Annotated in this window: 24 protein-coding genes; 12 read left to right on the forward strand and 12 right to left on the reverse strand. The window is 63.0% G+C overall.

The window, feature by feature from the left end; all coding sequences use genetic code 11:
• Positions 1 to 34 precede the first annotated feature (34 nt).
• Positions 35 to 1294: a urate hydroxylase PuuD gene (locus GU3_RS05200; RefSeq protein ID WP_014291493.1), complete on the reverse strand. Its 1260-nt coding sequence runs from the start codon at positions 1292 to 1294 to the stop codon at positions 35 to 37.
• A gap of 437 nt (positions 1295 to 1731) precedes the next feature.
• The gene (locus tag GU3_RS05205; RefSeq protein ID WP_014291494.1) at positions 1732 to 2292 is read right to left on the reverse strand and encodes a tRNA-uridine aminocarboxypropyltransferase; all 561 of its coding nucleotides are present in this window, start codon (positions 2290 to 2292) and stop codon (positions 1732 to 1734) included.
• A 202-nt stretch (positions 2293 to 2494) separates the two neighbouring features.
• Here GU3_RS05205 and prfC point away from each other — a divergent pair, with 202 nt between their 5' ends.
• The 5 genes from prfC to deoD all read left to right on the forward strand — a co-directional run bounded on the left by prfC (position 2495) and on the right by deoD (position 7884).
• Entirely contained in the window at positions 2495 to 4084 is a 1590-nt protein-coding gene (prfC, locus tag GU3_RS05210) for a peptide chain release factor 3 (RefSeq protein WP_014291495.1), read from the forward strand.
• A 216-nt stretch (positions 4085 to 4300) separates the two neighbouring features.
• The gene (locus GU3_RS05215; RefSeq protein ID WP_014291496.1) at positions 4301 to 5065 is read left to right on the forward strand and encodes a TatD family hydrolase; all 765 of its coding nucleotides are present in this window, start codon (positions 4301 to 4303) and stop codon (positions 5063 to 5065) included.
• A 42-nt stretch (positions 5066 to 5107) separates the two neighbouring features.
• Entirely contained in the window at positions 5108 to 5881 is a 774-nt protein-coding gene (gene deoC / locus GU3_RS05220) for a deoxyribose-phosphate aldolase (RefSeq protein ID WP_014291497.1), read from the forward strand.
• A 34-nt stretch (positions 5882 to 5915) separates the two neighbouring features.
• A complete protein-coding gene (locus tag GU3_RS05225) occupies positions 5916 to 7133 on the forward strand; it encodes a phosphopentomutase (RefSeq protein WP_014291498.1) in 1218 nt (405 codons plus the stop codon).
• A gap of 37 nt (positions 7134 to 7170) precedes the next feature.
• Entirely contained in the window at positions 7171 to 7884 is a 714-nt protein-coding gene (deoD, locus tag GU3_RS05230) for a purine-nucleoside phosphorylase (protein ID WP_014291499.1), read from the forward strand.
• A gap of 3 nt (positions 7885 to 7887) precedes the next feature.
• Here deoD and GU3_RS05235 read toward each other — a convergent pair whose 3' ends face one another.
• On the reverse strand, positions 7888 to 8424 hold the full coding sequence (locus GU3_RS05235) for a hypothetical protein (protein WP_041542958.1): 537 nt from the start codon (positions 8422 to 8424) through the stop codon (positions 7888 to 7890).
• Between the two features lie 80 nt (positions 8425 to 8504).
• On the opposite strand from GU3_RS05235, the gene serB reads away from it, so the two are divergent.
• Positions 8505 to 9488 carry a phosphoserine phosphatase SerB gene (gene serB / locus GU3_RS05240; RefSeq protein ID WP_014291501.1) on the forward strand — a complete coding sequence of 328 codons (984 nt, stop codon included), beginning with the start codon at positions 8505 to 8507 and terminating at the stop codon, positions 9486 to 9488.
• Here serB and GU3_RS05245 read toward each other — a convergent pair.
• Complete coding sequence (locus GU3_RS05245; protein ID WP_014291502.1) at positions 9448 to 11724, reverse strand: PilZ domain-containing protein; 2277 nt, start codon at positions 11722 to 11724, stop codon at positions 9448 to 9450. The two genes, serB and GU3_RS05245, sit on opposite strands and share 41 nt — an antisense overlap.
• A gap of 71 nt (positions 11725 to 11795) precedes the next feature.
• Here GU3_RS05245 and radA point away from each other — a divergent pair, with 71 nt between their 5' ends.
• Positions 11796 to 13163: a DNA repair protein RadA gene (gene radA / locus GU3_RS05250; protein WP_014291503.1), complete on the forward strand. Its 1368-nt coding sequence runs from the start codon at positions 11796 to 11798 to the stop codon at positions 13161 to 13163.
• A 151-nt stretch (positions 13164 to 13314) separates the two neighbouring features.
• Here radA and GU3_RS05255 read toward each other — a convergent pair whose 3' ends face one another.
• Together GU3_RS05255 and rsd are read right to left on the reverse strand one after the other, a co-directional pair.
• Entirely contained in the window at positions 13315 to 13674 is a 360-nt protein-coding gene (locus tag GU3_RS05255; RefSeq protein WP_014291504.1) for a PilZ domain-containing protein, read from the reverse strand.
• Positions 13675 to 13683: 9 nt separating this feature from the next.
• A complete protein-coding gene (rsd, locus tag GU3_RS05260; protein ID WP_014291505.1) occupies positions 13684 to 14148 on the reverse strand; it encodes a sigma D regulator in 465 nt (154 codons plus the stop codon).
• Between the two features lie 180 nt (positions 14149 to 14328).
• Here rsd and hemE point away from each other — a divergent pair, with 180 nt between their 5' ends.
• Positions 14329 to 15396 (forward strand): uroporphyrinogen decarboxylase, encoded by a 1068-nt coding sequence (gene hemE / locus GU3_RS05265; protein ID WP_014291506.1) that lies wholly within the window; start codon positions 14329 to 14331, stop codon positions 15394 to 15396.
• Positions 15397 to 15490: 94 nt separating this feature from the next.
• Here hemE and mepM read toward each other — a convergent pair whose 3' ends face one another.
• Together mepM and znuA are read right to left on the reverse strand one after the other, a co-directional pair.
• Entirely contained in the window at positions 15491 to 16846 is a 1356-nt protein-coding gene (mepM, locus tag GU3_RS05270; RefSeq protein WP_014291507.1) for a murein DD-endopeptidase MepM, read from the reverse strand.
• A gap of 192 nt (positions 16847 to 17038) precedes the next feature.
• The gene (gene znuA / locus GU3_RS05275) at positions 17039 to 17983 is read right to left on the reverse strand and encodes a zinc ABC transporter substrate-binding protein ZnuA (protein WP_014291508.1); all 945 of its coding nucleotides are present in this window, start codon (positions 17981 to 17983) and stop codon (positions 17039 to 17041) included.
• 88 nt (positions 17984 to 18071) lie between these two features.
• On the opposite strand from znuA, the gene znuC reads away from it, so the two are divergent.
• Together znuC and znuB are read left to right on the forward strand one after the other, a co-directional pair.
• Complete coding sequence (znuC, locus tag GU3_RS05280; RefSeq protein ID WP_014291509.1) at positions 18072 to 18809, forward strand: zinc ABC transporter ATP-binding protein ZnuC; 738 nt, start codon at positions 18072 to 18074, stop codon at positions 18807 to 18809.
• The gene (gene znuB / locus GU3_RS05285; protein WP_014291510.1) at positions 18799 to 19587 is read left to right on the forward strand and encodes a zinc ABC transporter permease subunit ZnuB; all 789 of its coding nucleotides are present in this window, start codon (positions 18799 to 18801) and stop codon (positions 19585 to 19587) included. The genes znuC and znuB overlap by 11 nt, the downstream gene beginning before the upstream one ends.
• Positions 19588 to 19774: 187 nt before the next feature.
• Here the strand turns inward: znuB and GU3_RS05290 are convergent, their stop codons facing one another.
• Together GU3_RS05290 and GU3_RS05295 are read right to left on the reverse strand one after the other, a co-directional pair.
• Positions 19775 to 20365 carry a uracil-DNA glycosylase family protein gene (locus GU3_RS05290; RefSeq protein WP_014291511.1) on the reverse strand — a complete coding sequence of 197 codons (591 nt, stop codon included), beginning with the start codon at positions 20363 to 20365 and terminating at the stop codon, positions 19775 to 19777.
• Positions 20365 to 21309: a D-2-hydroxyacid dehydrogenase gene (locus GU3_RS05295; protein WP_014291512.1), complete on the reverse strand. Its 945-nt coding sequence runs from the start codon at positions 21307 to 21309 to the stop codon at positions 20365 to 20367. Before GU3_RS05295 ends, GU3_RS05290 begins: the two co-directional genes overlap by 1 nt.
• A gap of 148 nt (positions 21310 to 21457) precedes the next feature.
• Between GU3_RS05295 and GU3_RS05300 the strand changes: the two genes are divergently transcribed.
• Positions 21458 to 22036 (forward strand): YjaG family protein, encoded by a 579-nt coding sequence (locus GU3_RS05300; RefSeq protein ID WP_014291513.1) that lies wholly within the window; start codon positions 21458 to 21460, stop codon positions 22034 to 22036.
• 28 nt (positions 22037 to 22064) lie between these two features.
• Here GU3_RS05300 and GU3_RS05305 read toward each other — a convergent pair whose 3' ends face one another.
• A complete protein-coding gene (locus tag GU3_RS05305; RefSeq protein WP_014291514.1) occupies positions 22065 to 22538 on the reverse strand; it encodes a MarR family winged helix-turn-helix transcriptional regulator in 474 nt (157 codons plus the stop codon).
• A 169-nt stretch (positions 22539 to 22707) separates the two neighbouring features.
• On the opposite strand from GU3_RS05305, the gene hutC reads away from it, so the two are divergent.
• The gene (hutC, locus tag GU3_RS05310; RefSeq protein ID WP_014291515.1) at positions 22708 to 23415 is read left to right on the forward strand and encodes a histidine utilization repressor; all 708 of its coding nucleotides are present in this window, start codon (positions 22708 to 22710) and stop codon (positions 23413 to 23415) included.
• 71 nt (positions 23416 to 23486) lie between these two features.
• Here hutC and GU3_RS05315 read toward each other — a convergent pair whose 3' ends face one another.
• Positions 23487 to 24023 carry a YaeQ family protein gene (locus GU3_RS05315; protein ID WP_014291516.1) on the reverse strand — a complete coding sequence of 179 codons (537 nt, stop codon included), beginning with the start codon at positions 24021 to 24023 and terminating at the stop codon, positions 23487 to 23489.
• Between the last annotated feature and the right edge of the window lie 5 nt (positions 24024 to 24028).

Genomic DNA, 24028 nt, shown 5'->3' on the forward strand with positions numbered 1-24028 from the left:
GGCGGGCTTTTGACAGCAAGGGCTGAAGCTATGCTTACTGACCGTTCCAGGCGGCCACCAGGGCGCGCTCTTCGTCGGTCATGCCGGTGATGTTACCCAGCGGCATGTACTTGTTGGCAGTCACCTGTTTCACACTCTGGGCCTGCAGCAACAGATGCTCTTCGGTGTCCAGCATCACACCCAGGGGGGCGGCGGCAAAGCCGGGCTGAGTGGGGTTGGCGGCATGGCACTGCACGCAGCGGGCTTCCATGACTTCCAGCACCTGGGCGGTGGTCACGACAGCAGCAGCCGGAGCGGCGGCTTCTTCGCCGGCGGCAGTTTCTGACTGGGTCGCAGCCGGCGCTACCGCGGTCGGGGCCGGAGCTGACTTGGGCGCACCTACCCAAACGGCCACCAGGATCAGCGCCACACCGGCAATCGGGTAACCCGGACGAATGTGGCCGGCGTGCATCAGCACGAAGTACTGACGGATCAGGGCACCGGCGAAGATGAACAGGGTCATGATCACCCAGGACAGTTCGTGGCTGTAGGTGAAGGAGTAGTGGTTACTCAGCATCAGCAGCACGACCGGCAGGGTGAAGTAGGTGTTGTGCACGGAACGCTGCTTACCACGCTTGCCGTCGAGCGGGTTCGGGGTCTCACCGGCTTTCATGGCGGCGACCATGCGGCGCTGGCCAGGAATGATCCAGAAGAACACGTTGGCGGACATGGCGGTGGCCATCACGGCACCGGTCAGCAGGAAAGCGGCCCGGCCGGAGAAGATGTGGGTGCTCAGGTAAGCCACCACCACCATCATCACGGCCACGGCCACAGACAGAATGCCGTCGCGCTCCATGTTGGGGCTGATGCGCTTGCACAGCTCGTTATACACGATCCAGCCCAGCAGCAGGAACGCCAGGGCGGCGATATTGGCCTGCCAGCCGGTCATGTTGGCGGCCCACTCCCAGGGAGAGCTGCGGTTAACCAGATAGAAGCTGGGCTTGGTCAGGTACAGCAGGGTGAACAGACCGAAACCGGACAGCCAGGTGGTGTAAGACTTCCAGAACGACCAGTGCAGGTCTTCGGGCAGCTGCTCGGGGCTGGTTGCATATTTCTGGTTGTGGTAGAAACCACCGCCGTGCACGGCCCACATTTCACCGAACACGCCTTTCTTCTTGCACTCTTCGGACTTGGGCGGACGCAGGCCGTTGTCGAGCATTACGAAATAAATGGATTCCCCTACCCAGGCAATGGCGGCAATGACGTGCAGCCAGCGGAGCAGCAGGTTACCAAAATCCAGCAGATACGCTTCCATGATGGTCTTACCTTCTCTGTTTCATTTTGTTTTGATTGAGACCCAAGCGCATCGAAACAGATGCCCTGCCAGTGGCGGGAGCTGAGACCACATGCGCTGTCGTGTGCTTACAAAGTGTATACAGTTCAAAAATTGGACTGTTGACAATTTGTGAGGTGATTTTTTTCAAAAACATGAACTTTGTCAACATTCATTAACAGTTATTTTTCTTGCATTTGTAACCATTCGGCCAGTGCTGGCGTGGTTTTGATGGAGAAAGTCAATGTTAATCAAGGTGTTGAGCTTGGTGGTTGCCAGCGCTCGCCGAGACGCTGCGCAAGCGAACGCGAAGCGGGCGACATCATAGCGTATTTGGGGATCACTGCAACCGTGTCCCCGGGCAAAGTGGCGGACGATAAGGGGGTGATCTTGTATACACACGAATCTGTGAATCACCATCAAGCGTAGCCATGGGGATGAAACTGGGCCACCCGGCAGGCCAGCAGGTGGTGCAGGGGCGCCGGGTCAAAGACGGGGCTGAGCCGGTGCAGCACATGGGCCAGGCTTTCCAGGGTCGACAGCGCCTGCCCCCCCGGCCCCTTGCGCATGGCGTAGCGGCCGGCCGGGGCCCGGCTGAAGCTGAGCGCGGGCAGTTCGTTCAGCCAGGGATTGAGGTGGCGTAACCGCCGGGTCTTGCGCCAGGTGCCGTCGAGCACCACCAGGCCACTGATGTCGAGGCCGGCAGGAGCGGTGGTGTCGATGTCCACCGCCTTGTCATCGGGATAGAGCAGCCACCAGCGTCCTTGCGCGGGGGGCGACAGTGGCGCCATCGCTTCGGCCACCACCCGGGTCACATCGGGCAGCGCCAGCTGCAGCAGTGGCACCGTGCTCTTGGCGTGTTTGGCTTCCTGCGGGTGTTGCAGCACCACCACCGGCAGCGGACAGGTCTGGGGCTGGACCTGGGCACACAGGCAGGTGCGCTCTGGCAGCCGGCAGCGAGGGCAGGTGACACGGGACATAAATGGGCAAAATCCTGACTGAAAACAAAGCAGTTTAACGGCCCCGGCACCGGGGCGAAAGCCGGGTCAGGTATGAGACTGATTGTTAAGCGCCGCCGAATAGGCGAAAATAACCGCCAGTTCAGTTTAACCCAGCGGATTTCATGTTTTCAGGCTCACCGCCGGCAGCCCCGAGTCCGTGTCAACCCAGAAGATAGCATTCATGTCACACAGCACCATAGCGCAGGAAATTGCCAAGCGCCGTACCTTTGCCATTATCTCTCACCCGGACGCCGGTAAGACCACCATCACCGAAAAGGTGCTGCTGCACGGCCAGGCCATTCAGACCGCCGGCACCGTCAAAGGCCGGGGCTCGGGCCAGCATGCCAAGTCGGACTGGATGGAAATGGAAAAGGAGCGGGGCATCTCGGTCACCACCTCGGTGATGCAGTTTCCCTACAATGACCGCCTGGTGAACCTGCTCGACACGCCCGGACACGAAGACTTCTCGGAAGATACCTACCGCACCCTGACCGCGGTGGACTCCTGCCTGATGGTGATCGACGCCGCCAAGGGCGTGGAAGACCGGACCCGCAAGCTGATGGAAGTAACCCGGTTGCGCGATACCCCCATCGTCACCTTTATGAACAAGCTGGACCGGGACATTCGTGATCCCATGGAGCTGCTGGACGAGGTGGAAACCGAGCTCAACATCATGTGCGCGCCCATTTCCTGGCCCATCGGCAGCGGCAAGCTGTTCAAGGGCGTGTATCACCTGCACCGGGACGAAACCATTCTGTACCAGTCCGGCCAGGGCCACACCATTCAGGAGGTGCGCATCATCAAGGGCCTGGACAATCCGGAGCTGGATGCCGCGGTGGGCGACGGCCTGGCCGCCCAGCTGCGCGAGGAGCTGGAGCTGGTGATGGGTGCCTCCCATGAGTTCGACCGGGAGCTGTTCCTGGCCGGCGAGCTGACCCCGGTGTTTTTCGGTACCGCCTTGGGCAACTTTGGTGTGGATCACATGCTCGACGGCCTCACCGAATGGGCGCCGGCACCCCAGCCGCGTCAGACCCAGGAGCGGGAAGTGACCGCCGCCGACGACAAGTTCTCCGGCTTCGTGTTCAAAATTCAGGCCAACATGGATCCACGCCACCGGGACCGTATCGCCTTTATGCGCATCGTGTCGGGCCAGTACACCCAGGGCATGAAGATGAAGCACGTGCGCATCGGCAAGACGGTGAGCATTTCCGACGCCGTGACCTTTATGGCCGGGGACCGGGAGCGGGCAGAAGAAGCCTTTGCCGGCGACATCATCGGCCTGCATAACCACGGCACCATTCAGATTGGTGACACCTTCACCCAGGGGGAAGATCTCAAGTTTACCGGCATTCCCAACTTCGCTCCCGAGCTGTTCCGCCGCATTCGCCTGCGGGATCCGCTCAAGCAGAAGCAGTTGCTCAAGGGCCTGGTGCAGCTCTCCGAGGAAGGCGCGGTGCAGGTGTTCCGGCCGCTGGACAACAACGATCTGATCGTGGGCGCCGTGGGTGTGCTGCAGTTCGACGTGGTGGTGGCCCGGCTCAAGGCGGAATACAACGTGGATGCCCTGTACGAGTCGGTCAACGTGTCCACCGCCCGCTGGGTGTATGGCAAGGATCCGAAGAAACTGGATGAATTCCAGCGCAAGGTGTCCGCCAACCTGGCCCTGGACGGCGGCGACAACCTCACCTACATCGCGCCCACCATGGTCAACCTGAACCTGACCCAGGAGCGCTACCCGGATATTCAGTTCAGCAAGACCCGGGAGCACTAAGGCGTACAAAGCTCTGCAGCCGGCCAACGGCTGCAGGGTTTCAGTAGGCGCCGCTTTAGCCGGCGCAAACCCACCAACAATCTTGTACTTAAAGGTGCTGCGCACCTTCTGCCAACTAAAGTGGCAGCTACCACTGTGCCGGCATGGTTGCCGCCCGTTTTTCACTTCACATCTGATACCCTGAAGTCAGTACACTGTTCTTTCCCGGGGTTGCCCATGCTGCTCACCGACACCCACTGCCACTTCGACTTTACCGCCTTTGCCGACGATCGCGCCGGCCACTGGCAGCGTGCGCAGGCGGCGGGAGTGCACCGGCTGGTGATCCCGGGGGTAGAAGAACGTCAGTGGCCAGGGCTGCCGGCGCTGTGCGATACCCTGGCCGGTACCCGTTACGCCCTGGGCCTGCATCCCTGGTGGGTGGAGGGTGCCTCTGCCCAATGGCAGCCGCGGTTGGTGGCGGCACTGAATGCCGCCGACGAACGTTGTGTGGCCATTGGCGAAACCGGGCTGGACATGGCCTGCAAGCTGCCCCTGGCCGAGCAGGAAGATGCCCTGGTGTTTCAGCTCAAACTGGCCTGCGAGCGTGGCCTGCCGGTCATTATGCACAGCCACAAGGCCCACGATCGGCTGCTGAAGTGGCTGCGCCGCTTTACCCCGGTGGGTGGCGTGGTGCACGGCTTTGCCGGCTCGCTGCAACAGGCCGAGGCGTTCTGGAAACTGGGCATTCATTTAGGGATTGGCGGCACCATCACCTATGAACGGGCTCAAAAGACCCGCAACACCGTCGCCGCCATGCCCCTTGAGGCCCTGGTGCTGGAAACCGACGCCCCCGACATGCCCTTGTGCGGGTTTCAGGGCCAACCCAACCATCCGGAGCGGTTGCCGCTGGTATTGCAGGCCCTGGCCGAGCTTCGCCGCGAGCCGGTGGCGCAACTGGCAACGGCGCTGGAAGCCAATGCCGGCCGGCTGTTTGCCTGGTAGCCGGTTTTCCGTACACTGGGTGCAGTCACAAGGAGAGCAAGCATGACCGCATCGCCATCCCTGGCCCGGCAGATCCTGGGGCTGATGGATCTGACCCGCCTCAATGAGCACGACACCGAGGCCGACATTATCGCCCTGTGCCATCAGGCGGCGACGCCGGCGGGTACCCCGGCAGCGGTGTGCGTCTACCCGGCATTTGTGCCGCTGGCGCGGGCCACCCTGCTGGAGCTTGGCATCGCGGACCAGGTGCGTGTGGCCACGGTCACCAACTTTCCTGCCGGCGGCAGCGACAGTGCCGGGGCGGCGCGGGAAACTCGGGCCGCCATCGCCGCCGGCGCCGATGAAGTGGATGTGGTGTTTCCCTGGCGGGCGTTGCTGGCCGGTGACGAGCACACCGGCCTTGAGCTGGTGCGGGCCTGCAGAGCGGCCTGCGGCGAGCGGGTGCTCAAGGTGATCATCGAAAGCGGCGAGCTGGGCACGCCGGCGCTGATAAAACGGGCCAGCGAGCTGGCCATCGAGGGCGGTGCCGACTTTATCAAGACCTCCACCGGCAAGGTGGCGGTCAATGCCACCCTAGACGCGGCACACATCATGCTGAAGGTGATTAAGCACAGCGGCCGGCCGGTGGGCTTCAAGGCTGCCGGTGGCGTGCGCACCACGGCCCAGGCGGCGGACTACCTGCGGCTGGCCGCCGATATCATGGGCCCCGGCTGGATCACCCCGGCGCATCTGCGCTTTGGCGCTTCCGGGCTGCTTACCGATCTGCTGCATACCCTGCAACTAACCACTCACGACGGCGGCCCGTCCGCTTACTGACCTTGATTCGGCCTGCGGCCTGAGGATGATGCCCATGAAACGTGCCATCGTACTGGTTCTCGACTCCTTCGGCATTGGTGCCGCCCCCGACGCGGCCCGTTTCGGTGATGCCGGCGCCGACACCCTGGGCCATATCGCCGCCGCCTGTGCCCGGGGGCAGGCCGACGTTGGCCGCCGGGGGCCCTTGCACCTGCCCAACCTGGCCCGGCTGGGGCTGTTTCACGCCCATGCCGAGAGCACGGGTGCGGTAGCCGAAGGAGTAATTCTGCCCGTTGAGGTGACCGGCAGCTACGGCTACGCCCAGGAGCTGTCATCGGGCAAGGACACGCCGTCGGGCCACTGGGAGCTTGCCGGGGTGCCGGTGCTGTTTGACTGGGGCTATTTTCTTGACACCGAGCACAGCTTTCCGCCAGCCCTGATCGATGAACTGGTCGAGCGGGCCGGATTGGCGGGCATACTCGGCAACTGTCATGCTTCGGGTACCACCATTCTGGAGCAGCTGGGCGAGGAGCATGTGCGCACCGGCAAGCCCATTTGCTACACCTCGGCAGACTCGGTGTTTCAGATAGCCTGCCACGAGCAGCACTTTGGCCTGGCGCGGCTCTACGAGCTGTGCGAGCTTGCCCGGGAGCTGCTGATGCCCTACCACATCGGCCGGGTCATCGCCCGGCCCTTTGTGGGCGAGCGCGCCGCCGACTTTGTGCGTACCGGCAACCGGCGGGACTACAGCATAGCCCCGCCGGCGGCCACCGTGCTGCAAAAGCTGGCGGATGAACGCAAGGGCGAGGTGGTGGCCATTGGCAAGATTGCCGACATCTACGCCCACTGCGGTATTACCCGCAAGATCAAGGCCAATGGCCACGACGCCCTGTTTGACGCCACCCTGAGCGCGCTGCAAACCGCCGACGACAACACCCTCATCATGACCAACTTCGTCGAGTTTGACTCGAGCTTTGGCCACCGGCGCAACGTGGCCGGCTACGCCGCGGCGCTGGAGGACTTTGACCGTCGCCTGCCCGAGCTGCTTGGCCTGCTGGCCCCCGAGGATCTGCTGATCCTCACCGCGGATCACGGTTGTGATCCCACCTGGCCCGGCACCGAGCATACCCGGGAGCACATACCGGTGCTGTGCACCGGCGCCGGGCTCAGGCCCGGCTCCCTGGGCCGGCGGGAAACCTTTGCCGATATCGGCCAGAGCCTGGCGGATTACTTCAGCACCAGCCCCATGGACTTTGGCCGCTCGTTTCTCTGACGAGGCCTCATCACTTTCACCAAGGGAAGGAACACGCATGGCAACTCCCCATATCAAGGCGGAACGCGGCGACTTTGCCGACACCATACTGATGCCCGGCGATCCGCTTCGGGCCCAGTACATCGCCGACACCTTTCTCTCCAACGTGCGCCAGGTGAATGCGGTGCGCAACATGCTGGGCTTTACCGGCAGCTACAAGGGCCGGCCGGTGTCGGTGATGGGGCACGGCATGGGCATTCCGTCGGTGTCCATCTACGCCAAGGAGCTGATCACCGAATTTGACGTTAAAAACTTGATCCGGGTGGGCTCCTGCGGCGCGGTGCGCGATGACGTCAAGCTGATGGATCTGGTGATCGGCCTCGGCGCCAGTACCGAGTCCAGAGTCAACCGTACCCGCTTTATGGGCCACGATCTGGCGGCCATCGCCGATTTTGAACTGACGCAACATGCGGTGGCGGCGGCCACTCGGCTCAGTGTGCCGGTGAAGGTGGGCAACCTGTTCTCGGCGGATCTGTTCTATACCCCCCAAAGCGAGCTGTTTGAATTACTGAAGCGCTACGGTGTGGTGGGCGTGGAGATGGAAGCCGCCGGGCTCTATGGCGTGGCCGCCGAATACGGCGCCCGGGCCCTGACCATTTGCACGGTATCGGATCACATACTGCGCGGCGAGCAGCTCAGCGCCGATGAGCGCCAGACCGGCTTTGACCAAATGATGGAAGTGGCGCTGGAGTCGGTCTTGCTGGGCGACTGAGCCTTAGTCGGCGGGGGCAGGGCGCCGGCGCAGCCTTAACAGCGCCGAGGCCAGCAGGGCACCGGCGGCGCCTGCCAGCGGCAGCAGCCAGCCCAGGTGCTGATACAGCCGCTGCCACAGCTGCCACTGCTCGCCGGTCAGTGCCGACTCCGCCAGCTCCAGCTGCAAAAAGCCGGCAATGCGCTCCTGCTCATGGAGGGGGCGTACATAGGCCCGGGCCGGCTCGGCACCGAGCTCACCGGTGTCGGCCAGCAGGGTACCGCCGGCATCGTAGAGGCGGGCCGACAGCACCAGCGGCGAGTGGGTGAGCTCGGCGACCAGCAGTTGCTGGGCATCCTTGTCTTCCGCCGCCAGCGAGCGCAACGCCTGAAATTCGGCAAAATCCGCCAGCGCCGAGGCCGAGGTGCGATGAGGCAACTGCTGCCAGTGCTGACCCAGCTCATTCAGGGCCAGCCACTGGCGCCCTGCCAGCAGGGCCAGCAGCAGGGCCAGTAGCCAGAGCCAGGGCAGCCGCTTGAAGTGTGATTGAAGGTATCCCATGGCGGGCAATATTGTCGCTTGCCTGCTTAAAAAGCAATACGCTACCCTGAGCGCCGGTTTGTCGTAGTAAAGGAAGAAACGTGGCACTGAGTCTGAACGGGCTGCCCGAGCGGGTAGTGGAATGGAACGGCGCGCTGGCGCAGCAAACATACCTGTGGCAACAGGGAGTATGGGTGGCTGGGCAACTGCCCGCGGCCGAAGGGCGGCTGGTGCTGCTGGCGGAGCAACTGGGCAAACAGGCCTTGAGCCACAGTCTGCAGGTGCTGGATGAGGCCGGTATCGAGGCCGAGCTGAGCGCGGTGCATACGGTAGCCGGGCGGGAGCTGGCCAGCCTCAGGCTGTCGGCCTGGTCGCCGGCGCTCAAGACGGCGCTGCAGCAGGTGGCCATCGACTGGGATCTGGCCTGTGTGCCGGCGTTGCCGGAGGCCGGACGGCCCGGCCTGGTACTGATGGACATGGACTCCACTGCCATTCAGATTGAATGCATTGACGAGATCGCGGCCCTTGCCGGAGTGGGCGAAGAAGTGGCCGCGGTGACCCGTGCCGCCATGGAAGGGGCGCTGCCGTTTTCCGAGAGCCTGCGCCGCCGGGTGGCGGCACTGACCGGTGCCGACGCCGCCATTATTGAGGAAGTGATCGGGCGCATGCCGCTGATGCCGGGCCTCACCGAACTGGTGGCCGGGCTCAAGGCCATGGGCTGGAAGGTGGCCATCGCCTCGGGCGGCTTTGTGCCCTTTGCCCGCCATTTACAGGAGCAACTGGGGCTGGATGCGGTGTTTGCCAATACCCTGGGCATCGAGCACGGCAGACTGACCGGAGAAGTGCTGGGCGCCATTGTCGATGCCGACGCCAAGGCCAACATTCTGGCCGAGCTGGCCCACGAGCACGGCATCCCCCTGGCACAGACCGTGGCCATTGGTGACGGCGCCAACGATCTGAAAATGCTGGCCCGGGCCGGCCTGGGCGTGGCCCTGCACGCCAAGCCGCTGGTGCAGGAGCAGGCGCCGGTATGCCTGAACCGGCTCAGTCTGGAAGGGGTGCTGGGGCTGCTGCAGGCGCGTTGAGCCGGCAGCGCGGCAGGGCCAGATCGGTGATATTGAACACCTGGCACTGCAGCGCCAGCTCGGCCAGGCTCTGCTCCAGCTGCTGGGTTTTGTGCAGCGAGGCTTCTGTCAGCCGCTGCCACTCGGGCACGTAAAAATCGAGCTGGCGCAACTGCAGCCGGTTGACCACCGCCAGGCAGACGGTGACCCGGCGCTGGCCGTCCAGCAATTGCCGTTGCTCGGCCGGAGTCGGGTTTACCTGCACGCTGGGGGCTGCGCCGGTAGCGGGATCGGCGGCCAGCCAGATCTCCGCCACCAAATGGCTTTTGCCATTGGGCCGTTGCAGGGTGGTGGCGATGGACTGCAGCAGCTGGCGGGAGATCAGCCGGCCCAGCTGGGCCTGGCCGTTACCGTCGGAGAGCAGCGCCATCAGCCGCTGGCGCACTGGACTGGCCAGGCCGCCCTGAACATAAAAACCGCCGTCGTTACGGCCCAGCAAAAAGGCCGGCCCGGCCAGTTGCTGCAGGGCCTGACGGGTCAGCCACATCATCCAGGCCGGTTGCTGGGCACGCTCGGGACGGGCGCGCAGCTTGTCCTGATTCTGGGCCAGCAGGGCGGTGAAAAAACGGCTGGCGGCATGGCCCTTGCCCTGATCATGAGCATGCAGGTGCAGCACCCGTCCGCCGCCACTCAGGTTGACCAGCTTGTAGGGCAGTTTTTTCAGATTCCAGTCCCGGCCCAGCTTGTTCAGCTCGGGCAGGTTGAGCTGTACCAGCGCCGGCAATGCCAGCGTCACAGGGGTGTTGAGGGTGAGTTTCAGGCCCTCGACCGAAATGTCTTCGGTCACGCCGCCGATGGTCGCGCCCTCCAGCAGCAGCTCCACCGGGGTTTCAAAGCGAAACCGGGTTTCCCTGCGCTGGGACGGCGGGCGTAGGGACACCAGCTGGATCGCGCTGGGCTCGGGTTGTACCAGATAAGGCCGCAGCAGGCGGGCATTGGCAGGCAGCAGGGTGGCCAGCTCGGGGGCGGGCAGTGGCGTCAGCCACAGTTGCCACTTGAGCGGGGCCAGCCGGTCACGGCCCAGGGCATCCAGATTGTCGGTGATCTGATCGGTAAACAGCACCGGGCGAATGCCCAGGTGATAGAGCTGCAGGGTGCCGGCGCGCTGGCCTTCGCTGATAAACTGCCGAAGCAGCTGCTCCTGCTCCAGCCGGCGCTGCTCGGCGGCGAAATAGTAGGTGTCTTTCTTGCCCTGAATGCGAAAGCTGTACAGCAACACCGGCTCGTGCTGGCGTGCGGCCAGGTCAAGCACCCGCGCCGGGGGCAGCAGGCTGGCCAGCAGATCCCCCGGGCGCTCGTGGCGCCAGCATTCCAGCAGTTTTTTGCCAAAACGATTGCACAGCACTTCCTGCAGCCGGCCCTGCTCGTCAAAGAACAACGACTGGCCCAGCCCGGTTTCCAGCAGCGCCTGGCCCCAGCACTGGGCGAGGGCGGTATCGAACAGATCCTGGGCATCGTGGCCGTAACGGCTCTGGTTCTGCTCAATGAATTGCCCCAGCGCCTGATCCCAGGCGCCGTCGGACTCGGTGCGGCGCAGCCGGACCCGTTCCGACCGAGCGCGGCCCTTGTCGTCCCGGTAGGCATCCGCCAGCCGGTAGCGTTTGGGCTCCACCAGGGCGCCCATGCCGGGTTGCTGAGCCAGTTCGGGAAAGGACACCGACAGTTCGTCGGGCAGGGGAACCGGCGGACTCAGAGTGAGCATCAGGCCGTGAATGGAAATATCCAGGCTGTTGACCTGAAGGTCGCCGTCCGCCAGATGCAGCCGCACCGGGGTGACGAATTGCAGCCGGGGCTCTTTGCGCCGAGTGCCAAAGGCGGGATGGTGCCAGGGCGTGGCATTGAGCATGGCCGGTTGCTTGCGCATGGCGGCCAGGTCGGCGAGCAGGGTTTCGTACAGGCCACGGGTATATTCGCCATGGTACTGCCCCAGCAACTGCATGAACCGCTGCTCCAGCCGGGGCGGCAGCATGTGACTCAGTCCGCGGTGGGGCACCGGCCGGCATTGCCCGGGAAACAGCTTGCGCAGATCCAGCACCCGCAGACAGGGCGACTTGAGCCGGCTGAGCTCGGCCAGCAGCTGGTAGCGGGTCTGACTGTCCGCCTCGGGCAGCAGGCTGGCCAGCAGGCTTTCCGGATCCTGCTGGTAGCTCAGGGGAATAATGCGGGTGAGCAGGGCTTTGTAGGGGCTGAAGTCCATTCCGGTACAAGCTTGAGTGAGCGAAAAACTTGCGCCAGTATAACAGCTTGTGAATCAATGAGTGAGACAGCATGGCCAAGTCCAAAACCGCCTTCGTGTGTGGGGAGTGCGGTGCCGAATTTCCCCGCTGGCAGGGGCAGTGCTCCGAGTGCAAGGAGTGGAACACCGTCAGCGAAGTCCGGCTGGCACCGGCAACCTCGTCCAGCCGCAATGCCCGTTTCTCCGGCTATGCCGGCCTGCAGGAAAACAAGGTCCAGACCCTCAACGAAATTGCCATGACCGAAATTCCGCGCATCAACAGCGGCTTTCGCGAGCTTGACCGGGTGCTGGGCGGCGGTCTGGTGCCCGGCTCGGCCATTCTCATCGGCGGCAACCCGGGGGCGGGCAAGAGTACCCTGCTGCTGCAGGTGATGTGCGGCCTGGCCGGGCGCATGAAAACCCTGTACGTCACCGGCGAGGAATCGTTGCAGCAGGTGGCGATGCGCGCCCAGCGCCTGGGCCTGCCCCGGGATCAGCTGCGCATGCTGTCGGAAACCAGCGTCGAGCAAATCTGCCAGGTGGCCCGGGAGGAACAACCGGCGGTGATGGTGATCGACTCCATTCAGGTGATGCACGTGGCCGATGTGCAGTCGGCGCCGGGTTCGGTGAGCCAGGTGCGGGAAGCGGCGGCCCAGCTGACCCGCTTTGCCAAGCAGCAGGGGGTGGTGATCCTGATGGTGGGGCATGTCACCAAAGACGGCACCCTGGCCGGCCCCAAGGTACTGGAGCACTGCATCGACTGCTCGGTGCTGCTTGATGGCGCCGCCGACAGCCGCTTTCGCACCCTGCGCAGCCACAAGAACCGCTTCGGCGCGGTCAACGAGCTGGGGGTGTTCGCCATGACCGAAACCGGCATGAAGGAAGTGAGCAACCCGTCGGCCATCTTCCTCAGCCGGGGCGAGGAGCAGACCACCGGATCCGTGGTGATGGTGATCTGGGAAGGCACCCGGCCCTTGCTGGTGGAGCTGCAGGCGCTGGTGGATTATTCCCAGCTCGCCAACCCGCGGCGGGTGACCGTGGGTCTGGAGCACAACCGGCTGGCGCTGCTGCTGGCGGTAATGCACCGCCACGGCGGCATGCAGATGGCGGATCAGGATGTGTTCGTCAACGTGGTGGGCGGCGTGCGGGTGGAGGACACCAGCGCCGATCTGGCATTGTTGCTGGCGCTGGTGTCGAGCTTTCGCGACAAGGCGCTGCCCAAGGAGCTGGTGGTGTTCGGCGAGGTGGGCCTGTCCGGGGAGATCCGGCCGGTGCCTTCGGGGCAGGAGCGGCTGATGGAAGCGGCCAAGCACGGCTTTACCCGGGCCATCGTACCCTGGGCCAACCGGCCCAAGCAGGCTCCCGAGGGCATGGAAGTGATCCCGGTGAAAAAACTGGAAGACGCGCTGGCGGCGCTGTAACGCCGTCATAGCGGGTTTGCCCGGCATCCTCTGCAAAGGAAGCTCACTCCCGCGAAGGAATATCATCCTCGCGAAGGCGGGAGCCCATGACAAACGGTGCCGTTACCGAAAGATGCCGGCTCCAGGCCGGCATCACTGCTATTGCGCATGCTTACATGCTCTCAAGCAACTGTTCAAGCTGGCGGTGCAGCAATTGATCGTCGCCCAGGTTCAGCTCCACCAGCCGCCGCAGATGAGTAGCGCTGTCGAGATCCAGCCGATCGCATTCCAGCCCGATGTCGGTGCCTTCCTGATGGCGCTGCCGCCCTTCCATGCGAATGCAACTGCCGTCTTCCAGGGTGATGAGCAGCGTCAGCGTGTCGCCGTTGCGGCCCTGCCAGTGGTCCAGAGATAGCAGGGCGCCGTGCAGGGACAGATCCCTGAGCCGGACGGGCCATGACTGGCCCGTGGCGTCGGTGAGCCGGGCATCGGCGCTGAAGGCAATGCGGCAAAAGGCTCTGCGTTCGGCCATGGGGCCTCCTTATGCCGGTGCGCTGGTATCCAGGTGATCCACCAGATCAATGGCCGACACCAGCCGGTCTTCCAGTGAGAAACGCTCTTCCAGCAACTCGCCCAGCCGGTTCAAATCCTGATCCAGCTCCAGCAGGGTGTCGTCGTCGGCCTGAGTGTACTTGTCGTGAAAGTTCAGGGCTTCATCTGTGTTGCGCTTGATGCGCGGATAAATGCGTTCCGCCAGTATCCGGGCATTGCCCTGGGATGACTCGTAGGCCGCCAGCACGTGATCATAAATTTCGAAATGACCGGCCGAGACATAGTCCACCAGCTGGCCACAAAATTCGTGCAGCTCGGCTTGCGAGGGCAGGGTGCGGTGAGTGGACAGGCGAATGTATTCAACGAGCAGGGCCTGGCGGGCGTTAAGAAAGGCGTCCAGTGCCTTGTGAATACCGCCAAGCCTGGCTTTGGTTTGTTCCAGTTTCCCGAGCATGGTTCCCTCCGTGGGCTGCCTGATGGGCTCAGTACTATAAGTAAAGAAAAGCGGCGCCCCGGTCAATAGACCGCTGGTGATTTCGTGACCATGGCGGGAGCAACGCCGGCTTTTTCGCGTTCCCGGGCGGTGGTGGTACAATGCGGCCAATTTTGCCACCCGATGATGCGGAACGACGGAATGAAATCACTCAAGAATGATACTTATCTACGCGCCCTGTTACGTCAGCCCACCGACTACACCCCGGTGTGGATGATGCGCCAGGCCGGCCGCTACCTGCCGGAGTACAAGGCCACCCGGGCCCAGGCCGGCGACTTTATGTCGCTGTGCAAGAACGCCGAGCTGGCCTGTGAAGTGACCCTGCAGCCGCTGCGCCGTTTTCCGCTGGATGCGGCCATTCTGTTTTCCGATATTCTCACCATTCCCGACGCCATGGGGCTGGGACTGTACTTCGAGACCGGTGAAGGCCCGCGGTTTGAGCGTCCGGTTACCTGCGCCGCCGACGTCAAGCGCATCGGCATTCCCGATCCGGAAGGCGAGCTGGGCTACGTGATGAACGCGGTGCGCACCATTCGCCGTGAGCTGCAGGGTGAAGTCCCGCTGATCGGCTTTTCCGGCAGCCCCTGGACCCTGGCCACCTACATGGTGGAAGGCGGCAGTTCCAAGGCCTTCACCAAAATCAAGAAGATGATGTACGCCGAGCCGCAGACTCTGCACCTGCTGCTCGACAAGCTGGCCGACAGTGTTACCAGCTACCTCAATGCCCAGGTGGCGGCCGGCGCCCAGTCGCTGATGATCTTCGATACCTGGGGCGGCGTGCTGACCCCGCGGGATTACAACGAGTTTTCGCTGCGCTACATGGCCAAGATCGTCGATGGCCTGACCCGGGAACATGACGGTCGCCGGGTGCCGGTCACCCTGTTCACCAAGAACGGCGGTCAGTGGCTGGAAGCCATCGCCGCCACCGGTTGTGACGCCGTGGGCCTGGACTGGACCATCAATATTGCCGACGCTAAACGCCGGGTGGGTGACAAGGTGGCGCTGCAGGGCAACATGGATCCGTCCATGCTGTATGCCTCTCCTGCGCGCATCGAACAGGAAGTGGCTGGCATTCTGGAAGGCTTTGGCCATGGCCCCGGCCATGTGTTCAACCTGGGTCACGGCATTCATCTGGACGTGGATCCGGAGCACGCCGGGGCTTTTATCGAATCGGTGCACCGGTTGTCGCGCCCTTATCACGCCGAATAAGGCGCCCCGCCGGGGCCAGTCCCCGGCAAGTGGGACAACGGAGACACAAAAAAAAGCGCCATTCGGCGCTTTTTTTGTGTCTGGCTGAATCTTGTCAGCCGGCGTTGAGCTGCTGCTTGTATTGCTGCACCTTTACCAGGAACTGCTTGCGGGCAGCCCCGGTCAGGCCCTCGGCCATGGGCAGCTTGACCTGCATGGGATCCACCGGGCGGTTGTTGACCAGAAACTCGTAGTGCAGGTGCGGGCCGGTGGAACGGCCGGTGTTGCCCGACAGGGCAATGCGATCTCCCCGGCGCACCTTGTCACCCGGCTTCACCAGGAATTTGCTCAGGTGCAGGAAACGGGTGGTGTATTTGCGGCCGTGGCGGATCACCAGGTAGTTGCCCGCCAAGCGATGGTGCACTGCCTTGACCACCACGCCGTCGCCGGGGGCCAGCACCGGGGTGCCGGTAGGTACGGCAAAATCGGTGCCCTTGTGGGGACGAATACGGCCGGTCACCGGGTGCTTGCGGTGCAGGTTGAAGTTGGAGCTGATGCGGGAGTGATGTTTCAGCGGAATGCGTACAAAGCCGCGTTCCATGCTGTTGCCCTCGTCATCGTAGAAGTTGCCGTCTTCATGGCGGAACGCCTGGTAGCGGCGGCCGTTGTTGACGATTTCCACCGCCTGCAGTTCGGCTTTGCCGGTGCTCTGGCCTTCCACGAACTCACGCTTTACCACCACGCGAAAAGTATCGCCCTGGCGCAGATCCCGGGCAAAATTGAGCTGCCACTGGAACAGGTTGGCAATTTTCTGGATCTGGCCGGCGGACAGACCGGCGCTGCGGGCGCTGAGGTAGAAGCTGCCGTTGATGGTGCCACCGAGGTTGCGGCTTTCCCAGTGGCTTTCCTCGGTTTTCAGCCGGCTTTGGTAGCCTTCGCCGCTGCGGGTAAAGATGCGGGTATGCATGATGTCCCGCTGGATCTTGAATTCCTGCAACAGGTTGTTTTCGTCGATCAGCAGGTGCAGGCTCTGGCCGGGGCGCAGGCCGTCGAGTACTCGGTTCTCGTCGGCATCCAGCAGCTTGTACATGGTAGCCAAGGGCAGGCCCAGGCCGTTGAAGATGGTGCTCAGGGTGTCGCCGTTCTGCACCACGTATTCCTGCCATTCGGGCTCGCTGGCGGCGATTTCATCCAGGGCATCCACCGGCTCGGCAGCGCCGATGTCGTCGTTGGGCAGGGTATAAAATTCGGTGCTGTCGACCTGCTCCTGTTCCTGCGGATGCTGGGGCACATGCAGGCTGGCCGGAATGCTGATGCGCACCGGTTTGTCGGTCAGCTCGCCGGGAGTGGGGATCAGTGCCGCGCTGGAAAGGGTCAAGCCGCTGAGCAGCACGATGCCGTACAGGTGCCGTCGGGGCAGGGGCGAGGGCAAGTCTTGCAGTCTGCTTTGTATCGGGCGGAGAAAATTCATCCGGATTACCTGTGCCAGTGGAATGCTACACGATGCATCTTGTTACCGTTTTATTTTTCGACGTTTTAAGAACCAGTTAACATATGCTGGCCGTCTTTTATTACCAAATGGCCCGAAAAACTCGGGCCACCGGGGTTAGTGCATTCGTTCTCACGAAAGTTCGGCATTATACAAAAATTCGTGACCGAGTGTTTATCTTTCATTCAACAAACAAACGGCCATGTCGTCGGCCAGCTTGAGCATAAAGTTGAAATAACCGTCGGGCCCGTTGTCGATGTCGCCGGCCAGGGGATCCAGTACCGCTACCCGGGCCTGGGTGCCGCGCACCACGGCATTGATGACCGCGGGCCGGAACTGGGGCTCGGCAAAGACGCACTCGGCACTGGCGTTTTCCAGGGCCCGGTGAATACGGGCCACGGTTTGTGCCCCCGGTGCCCGCTCGGGATTCACGGTAAAATGGCCCAGTGAAGGGATCTGATAATGGGCTTCCCAGTAGCCGTAGGCGTCGTGAAACACGAAGTAACCTATGCCTCTGGCCGGCGTCAGGCGCTCCATGACCCGGCGATCGGTGTCGCGCAACTTTGACTCAAACAACGCCAGGTTGTGTTGATATCGATCAAGGTTTTCCGGATCGATCGCCCCCAGGCGCTCGGCGATCAGCCGGGCGATGTGCAGTCCGTTGTGGGGATCCAGCCAGACATGAGGATCCCGGCCGGTGTGATCGTGGCCATGATGATCGTCGTGCGCATCATTCTCATGCTGAGTCAGCGGGGCGTTGTGGTTATCATGGTGGTCGGTTTCATCGTGCTCATCGTGCTCGTCATGATCATGGTGCTCAACGGGCAGCCGGGTCAGCAACGGCAGACTGTTGTCGCGTTCACTCAGCAGCGGGGTGAGAAATCCTTCCAGCTCGGGCCCCACCCAGATCACCAGATCGGCATCCTGAATGCGGCCCAGATCCGAGGGCTTGAGGGCGTAGTCGTGGGGGGAGGTGCCCGGCTTGAGCAGCAATCCGGGGGGCTGGCCGCCCTCGGTGATGGCGCTGGCGATCAGCTGCAGGGGTTTGACGGTGGTCAGCACTTCAACGGCATTGGCCTGGCTGCCAAGCAGCAGGCCCAGAAAAAACAGGGCTCTCATAACGGGAATACTCTGGTGATTGTGAATGGTATTTGAATAACCGTGAATGTTATAATATTACAAATATTGAAGTAAAGGCGCATCGCGAATGACCAAACTGGTAGAGCTGACCGAGGTCGGCCTGGAAGCAGACGGCAACGTCATTCTGGATCACATTTCCCTGAGCCTGCACCGGGGCGAGATCCTCACCGTGGTCGGCCCCAACGGCGCCGGCAAAAGCTCGCTGGTCAAGCTGGTGCTGGAGCTGCGTCAGGCCAGCCGGGGCACGCTGTGGCGCAAACCGGGTCTGCGGGTGGGCTATGTGCCCCAGAAGCTGCACCTGGATCCGGTGCTGCCGCTGACGGTGGCGCGGTTTCTGAGCCTGTCGCGCGGGCGGCGGCTGACCGTGGCGCAGGCGCTGTCGCGGGTGGGCGCGGAGCGGCTGGCCGAACGGGCCATGCAGGCATTGTCGGGGGGAGAAATGCAGCGCATTTTGCTGGCCCGGGCCCTGATGATGGCGCCCGAGCTGTTGATCCTGGACGAGCCGGCTCAAGGGGTAGACGTGCACGGCCAGACCGAGCTGTATGCCTTGATCCAGCAACTGGCAGGCGAGCTGCAGTGCGGTGTGTTGATGGTGTCCCACGATCTGCACCTGGTGATGGCCAGCACGCACAAGGTGATTTGCCTCAACCGCCACGTATGCTGCCAGGGCGAGCCCGAACAGGTAGCGCGCCATCCGGAGTTTGCCCGCCTGTTCGGCCGCCCCGAGCTGGCCCAGCTGGCGGTGTACACCCATCATCACGATTGCGACGAAGAACATCACGGAGACGTGCGCCATGTGGGATAGTTTTCTGCTTTATGCCCTGCTGGCGGGGCTGGGTATCGCCCTGCTGGCCGGCCCCCTGGGTAGTTTTGTGGTGTGGCGGCGCATGGCCTATTTCGGCGACACCCTGGCTCATTCCTCGCTGTTGGGGGTGGCCATGGGATTGCTGCTGCAGATCAACCTGACCCTGGCGGTGCTGGTGGCCTGCCTGCTGCTGGGGGTGCTGCTGGCCGGCCTGCAACGGGGCAGCCGGCTGGGCACCGACACCCTGCTGGGCATTCTGGCGCATACCGCCCTGTCGCTGGGGCTGGTGGCCCTGGCCTTTATGGACAATGTTCGGGTGGATCTGATGGCCTACCTGTTCGGGGATCTGCTGGCGATCCAGCCTTTGGATCTGGCCTGGATCTACGGTGGCGGCGTTCTGTTGCTGCTGGTGTTGCGCCAGTTTTGGAGCCCGCTGTTATCCATTACCGTCAGTGAAGAGCTGGCCCGGGTGGAAGGGCTTAAGGTGGAGCGGCTCAAGCTGCTGTTGCTGCTGATGATCAGTATGTTGATCGCGGTGGCGATGAAGTTTGTGGGAGCGCTGATCATTACCTCGCTGCTGATCATTCCCGCCGCCACCGCCCGGCGTTTCAGCCGTACCCCGGAGCAGATGGCCGTGCTGGCGTCGGGCATTGGCGTACTGGCGGTGTTGGGCGGCCTGCAACTGTCGGTGAGTTACGACACCCCCACCGGCCCCTCTGTGGTGGTGGCTGCCGCCACCCTGTTTCTGCTGTCTCAGGTCGTGCCGAAACGCGGCTGATGGTGCATGCGAAGCGAAGCAACAGTGCGGTTGCACTTCACGACACGCTTCGATGAATGCCACTCACTAAAAAGCCTGCTGCGAACATATTCAATGTTCGTGCAAGCTTTTTTACTTCGTCATGGCGTGCCTTCGAGCAGTGCGCTTTGGCCGACGGTATTGCAAGGTCATGCAAGCAACAGGGCTTCTAGCTTCCAGCTTCAGGCTTGGTGTTCAGAACTTCATGCACCCGCGCCTTTAGAGCGGGTAGCTCTTCCTGCTCGAACCAGGGGTTTTGCGTCAGCCAGCGGCGGTTGCGCGGGGAAGGGTGGGGCAGGGGCAGGCGCTCGGGAGCGAACTCCCGCCAGTGGCGCACCGTCTCGGTGAGGGTGCGGTAACGGCTGCCGAGGTAATAACGCTGGGCGTACTGGCCGATCAACAAGGTCAGGCGAATGTCGGGCAGGGCTGCCAGAATGCGGGCATGCCAGGTGGGGGCACATTCGGGGCGGGGCGGCAGATCACCGCTTTTGCCCGGGCCGGGATAGCAAAACCCCATGGGCATGATGGCAACCTGCTCTGGGTTGTAAAAGGTGTCGCGGTCGAGTTCCAGCCAGCGGCGCAGGGTATCGCCGCTGGGATCGTTCCAGGGAATGCCGGTGTCATGCACCCGGGTGCCCGGCGCCTGGCCGATGATCAGAATGCGTGCCCCCTTGCCCAGCTGTACCACGGGGCGCGGACCCAGCGGCAGCTCGGCCTCGCACAGCCGGCAGGCACGTACCTCGGCGAGCAGTTGCTTCATCAGTAGCCCAGATCGAAGTTCACCACCCCTTCCATGGCTTTGCCTTCAACAAATTTCAGATAGTTGCGGCTGAAGCGGGTGACGATTTGATCCGGAAAGCTGTAGCCCGAGTTGTGGGGGGTGATCACCACATTGGGCATGTCCCACAAGGGGCTGCTTTCGGGCAGGGGTTCGGTGGCGAACACGTCGAGCACGGCGGCGCCGATGCGGCCGCTGCGCAGGGCGTGCAGCAGGGCGGTTTCGTTCACCGCATCGCCCCGGCCCACGTTGAAAAACACCACGCCGGGCTTGATGTGGTTGAGCCGCTCTTCGTCAAACAGGTGCCGGGTTTCGGGAGTGGAAGGCAGCACGCTCACCACCACGTCGGCCTGAGGCAGCACCTTGTTCAGTGCCTGGGGCTGGTAGGTGCGGTCAAAGTTGGGCGCTTCACGGCCGGTGCGGCTGATGCCGAGCACCTGCATGCCGAAATGGCGGGCAGTGCCGGCCACGTGCTGGCCGATGCTGCCGGTGCCCAGCACCAGCAGGGTCTTGCCCGCCAGGCTCTGGTAGGCGATGGGCTGCCAGTTGTGATGGCGTTGCTGCTCCCGGTAGTGGCGCAGGTGGCGGGTGAGCGACAGCAGGTGAGCAAACACATATTCACTGACCAGGGGCCCGAAAATGCCGCGCACATTGGTGAGCAGGTAGTCCTGGCGAATGCCCGGACCGAGCAGCTTATCCACTCCGGCGTAGGTGGACTGCACCCATTTGAGCGCCCGGGCTTCCTTCAGCCAGGGCCGAATGCGGGCCGGCTCGCCCAGCAGAATATCGGCCCGCTCCAGGCCGGCGCGAATGTCGTTGTCGTTGCCGGGCATCAGTACGGTCAGGCCCGGCAGGTAGGCCTTGCTCAGCAGATCCCGGTAGTGATGATTGTCCTGGCTGAGCAGCAGCAGGGTATGATTGGCCATACCTGTTCTCCTTGAAATGGGGTGTTCGCCGGTTTTGTGAGACAATGACACAGGCAAAATCTTATACCAGTGTTTCCCCCGCAAACTGTGAGCCCGAGAGCAAACGGCCACCGGGTTGCGGGGCAAACCCAACCACAAGGAATTTCGCGTGTTCGGCGATAAATTTTATAAAAAACTCAACAAGCTCATGCCCTGGCAGCAAACCGTGTTTGCCCTGGCGCTCGCGGAGCGCATGTACCCCAACTACCGGCTGTTTGCCGAGACCGCCGGGTTTGGCGACGGGGATCGCTTTCGTCATTGCCTGGACGTGCTCTGGACTTACCTGACGGTCAAGGGATCGCGGGCGGATCTGTCGGCCGAGTTGGAGTCGTTCGAGAATTTTATTCCGGATCCGAACAAATTTGAATCCTACGGCGCCTGGCCGGCCCTGGATGCCTGTGTTGCCCTGGGCGCGGCCTACAACTCGGTGATCTGCCGCATCGGCGAAGAGGCGGAAGAGGCCAGCAGCGCCTCGCTGGGCACGGTGGCCGGCTTTGCCGAGCTGATGGCGGAGCGGGAGCTGGACGAAGAAGAGCTCTACGAACAGGAGCTGATGGAGGCTGAAATGGAATTCCAGGTGGCCTTGCTGGAGCGGGTGGCCCAGCCCCGGGAAGCCGACGCCATCCTGGCGGTGCGGGAGTTCGCCGCTCAGGGCGGGGTATCCAATATCGGCATCGGGCTGGAGTAGCGCCGGCGAACCGCGGCCTGGCCGCGGCTTATTCGTGCAGCAGGCTGCCCACCTGTAGCATGGGCGCCACGTCCAGATCGTGGGCGTTCATCATGGATGAGATGCGCTGCAGCGACGACAGCAGCAGGTTTTGTTCCCACTCTTCCAGCGACTGAAAACGCTGAATAAAGCTTTCCTGCAACGGGCGGGGCGCGGTTTTCAGCTTGGCCACCCCGTCTTCGGTCAGCACCGCATGCACCTTGCGCTTGTCGGTCTGGCTGCGCTCCCGGCGCACCAGTTGTTTTTGCTCCAGTCGGTCGATAATGGTGGTGGCCGTGGCCTGGCTCATGTTGGTCGCCTGGGCCAGCTTGCGCATGGTGATGTCGCCATGCTCGCTGATGGCCTGCATCAGCAGCAGTTGCGGGCCGGTGAGGCCGGACGCCTTGCTGAGCTGGCGGGAATGGAGATCGATGGCGCGGATGATCTGGCGCAGGGCCACCAGTACCTCTTCATGTTTTTCCACAAGCTACCTGTATCTCTGGTTAACGGGGGCTGGCTGAAATTGCGCGCACCATAACGCAAATCCGGCGGGGTTGAAAGTCCCGCCAGAGTCCGTTGTGCGGTGTGGTGGTCGGTGCCTGGTGACTCGGGGGCAATTGTATGTACAATTGGTATTCACAGCAGGAGGCCCCGTGACCCAGTCGATTCCCCTTTATCAGCAGATCAAGCAGCATATTCTGGCCCGCATCGAGTCGGGGGCGTACCCGTTGCACCAGCAAATTCCCCCCGAGCAGGAGCTGGCCGGGCAGTTTGGTGTAAGCCGCATGACCGCCCACAAGGCCATTCGCGACCTGGTGCAGGAAGGCTATCTGGTGCGCCGGGCCGGGCTGGGGACCTTTGTCACCGAGCCCAAGGCGGAATCCCCCCTGGCCGACATCAACAACATCGCCGATGAGGTGCGAAGCCGGGGTCATGATTACGCCAACAACGTGCTGGTGCTGGAGAGTCGGCGCGCCGATGAGGAAGTGGCCTTGCAGATGGGCATGCGGCTCAACGCAAAAGTGTTTCATTCGGTGCTGGTGCACCTGGAAAACGGCGTGCCTATTCAGGTGGAAGAGCGTTTTGTCAATCCGCAGCTGGCGCCGGGGTATCTGCAGTGTGACTTCAGCCGCCAGACCCCCAACGCTTACCTGATGGCGCAGTGTCCGCTGTCGGACATGGAGCACATTGTCGAGGCCCGGCTGGCGCCAGCCAACATCAGTGACTGGCTGCAGATCCCCTCGGAGCAGCCCTGCCTGCTGGTGACCCGCCGCACCTGGTCGCTGAACCAGCTGGTGAGCTTCGCCCGCCTCTGGCACCCGGGCAACCGCTACAAGTTGCGTTCCACCCTGAAGTTGTAGGGAGCGGGGATCAGGGACTGGGGACCGGAAAATGCATCAGTCGCCTGATCCCAAGTCCCCATTCCCCGGTTTTACCGCCAGCGGGTCAGTTGCAGATCCAGGCTGTGGCTGCCGTCGGTAAGCTGAATTTCCTCTTCCTGCAGGGTGGCAAACAGGTCCATGCTGCGCTGGCACAGCTCCCCCAGTTGCGCCGGCTGGGGCTCGGCCAGATGAAAAATTTCCAGCCGGGGCAGCTGGCCCAGCTCCACCTTGTGCTTGTTCCACCATTCCTCGGCGCTGCGGCCGCCATAGCTGTACACCACCACTTGCTCGGCCCGGGACAGGGCCTGCTTGATGCGCTTGACGCTGGGCTCACCCAGCTCCACCCACAGTACAATGCGGCCGTCGGGGGCCTTTTGCCACAGCTCCGGCTCGTCGTCGGTGCTCAGCCCCTTGGTAAAGCTCAGATCCTCGTCGGCGTGGCGCATAAAGGCCAGCAGCCGCACCATCAGGCGAATGTCGGTTTCGGAAGGATGCTGGGCCACGGTCAGGCTGTGGGCCTGGTAATAGTGGCGGGTCAGATCGCTGATATTGATGCGCACCTTGCGCAGGGTGGCGGTCAGAGCCATGAACG

The sequence above is a fragment of the Oceanimonas sp. GK1 genome (assembly GCF_000243075.1).
GTDB lineage: Bacteria > Pseudomonadota > Gammaproteobacteria > Enterobacterales > Aeromonadaceae > Oceanimonas.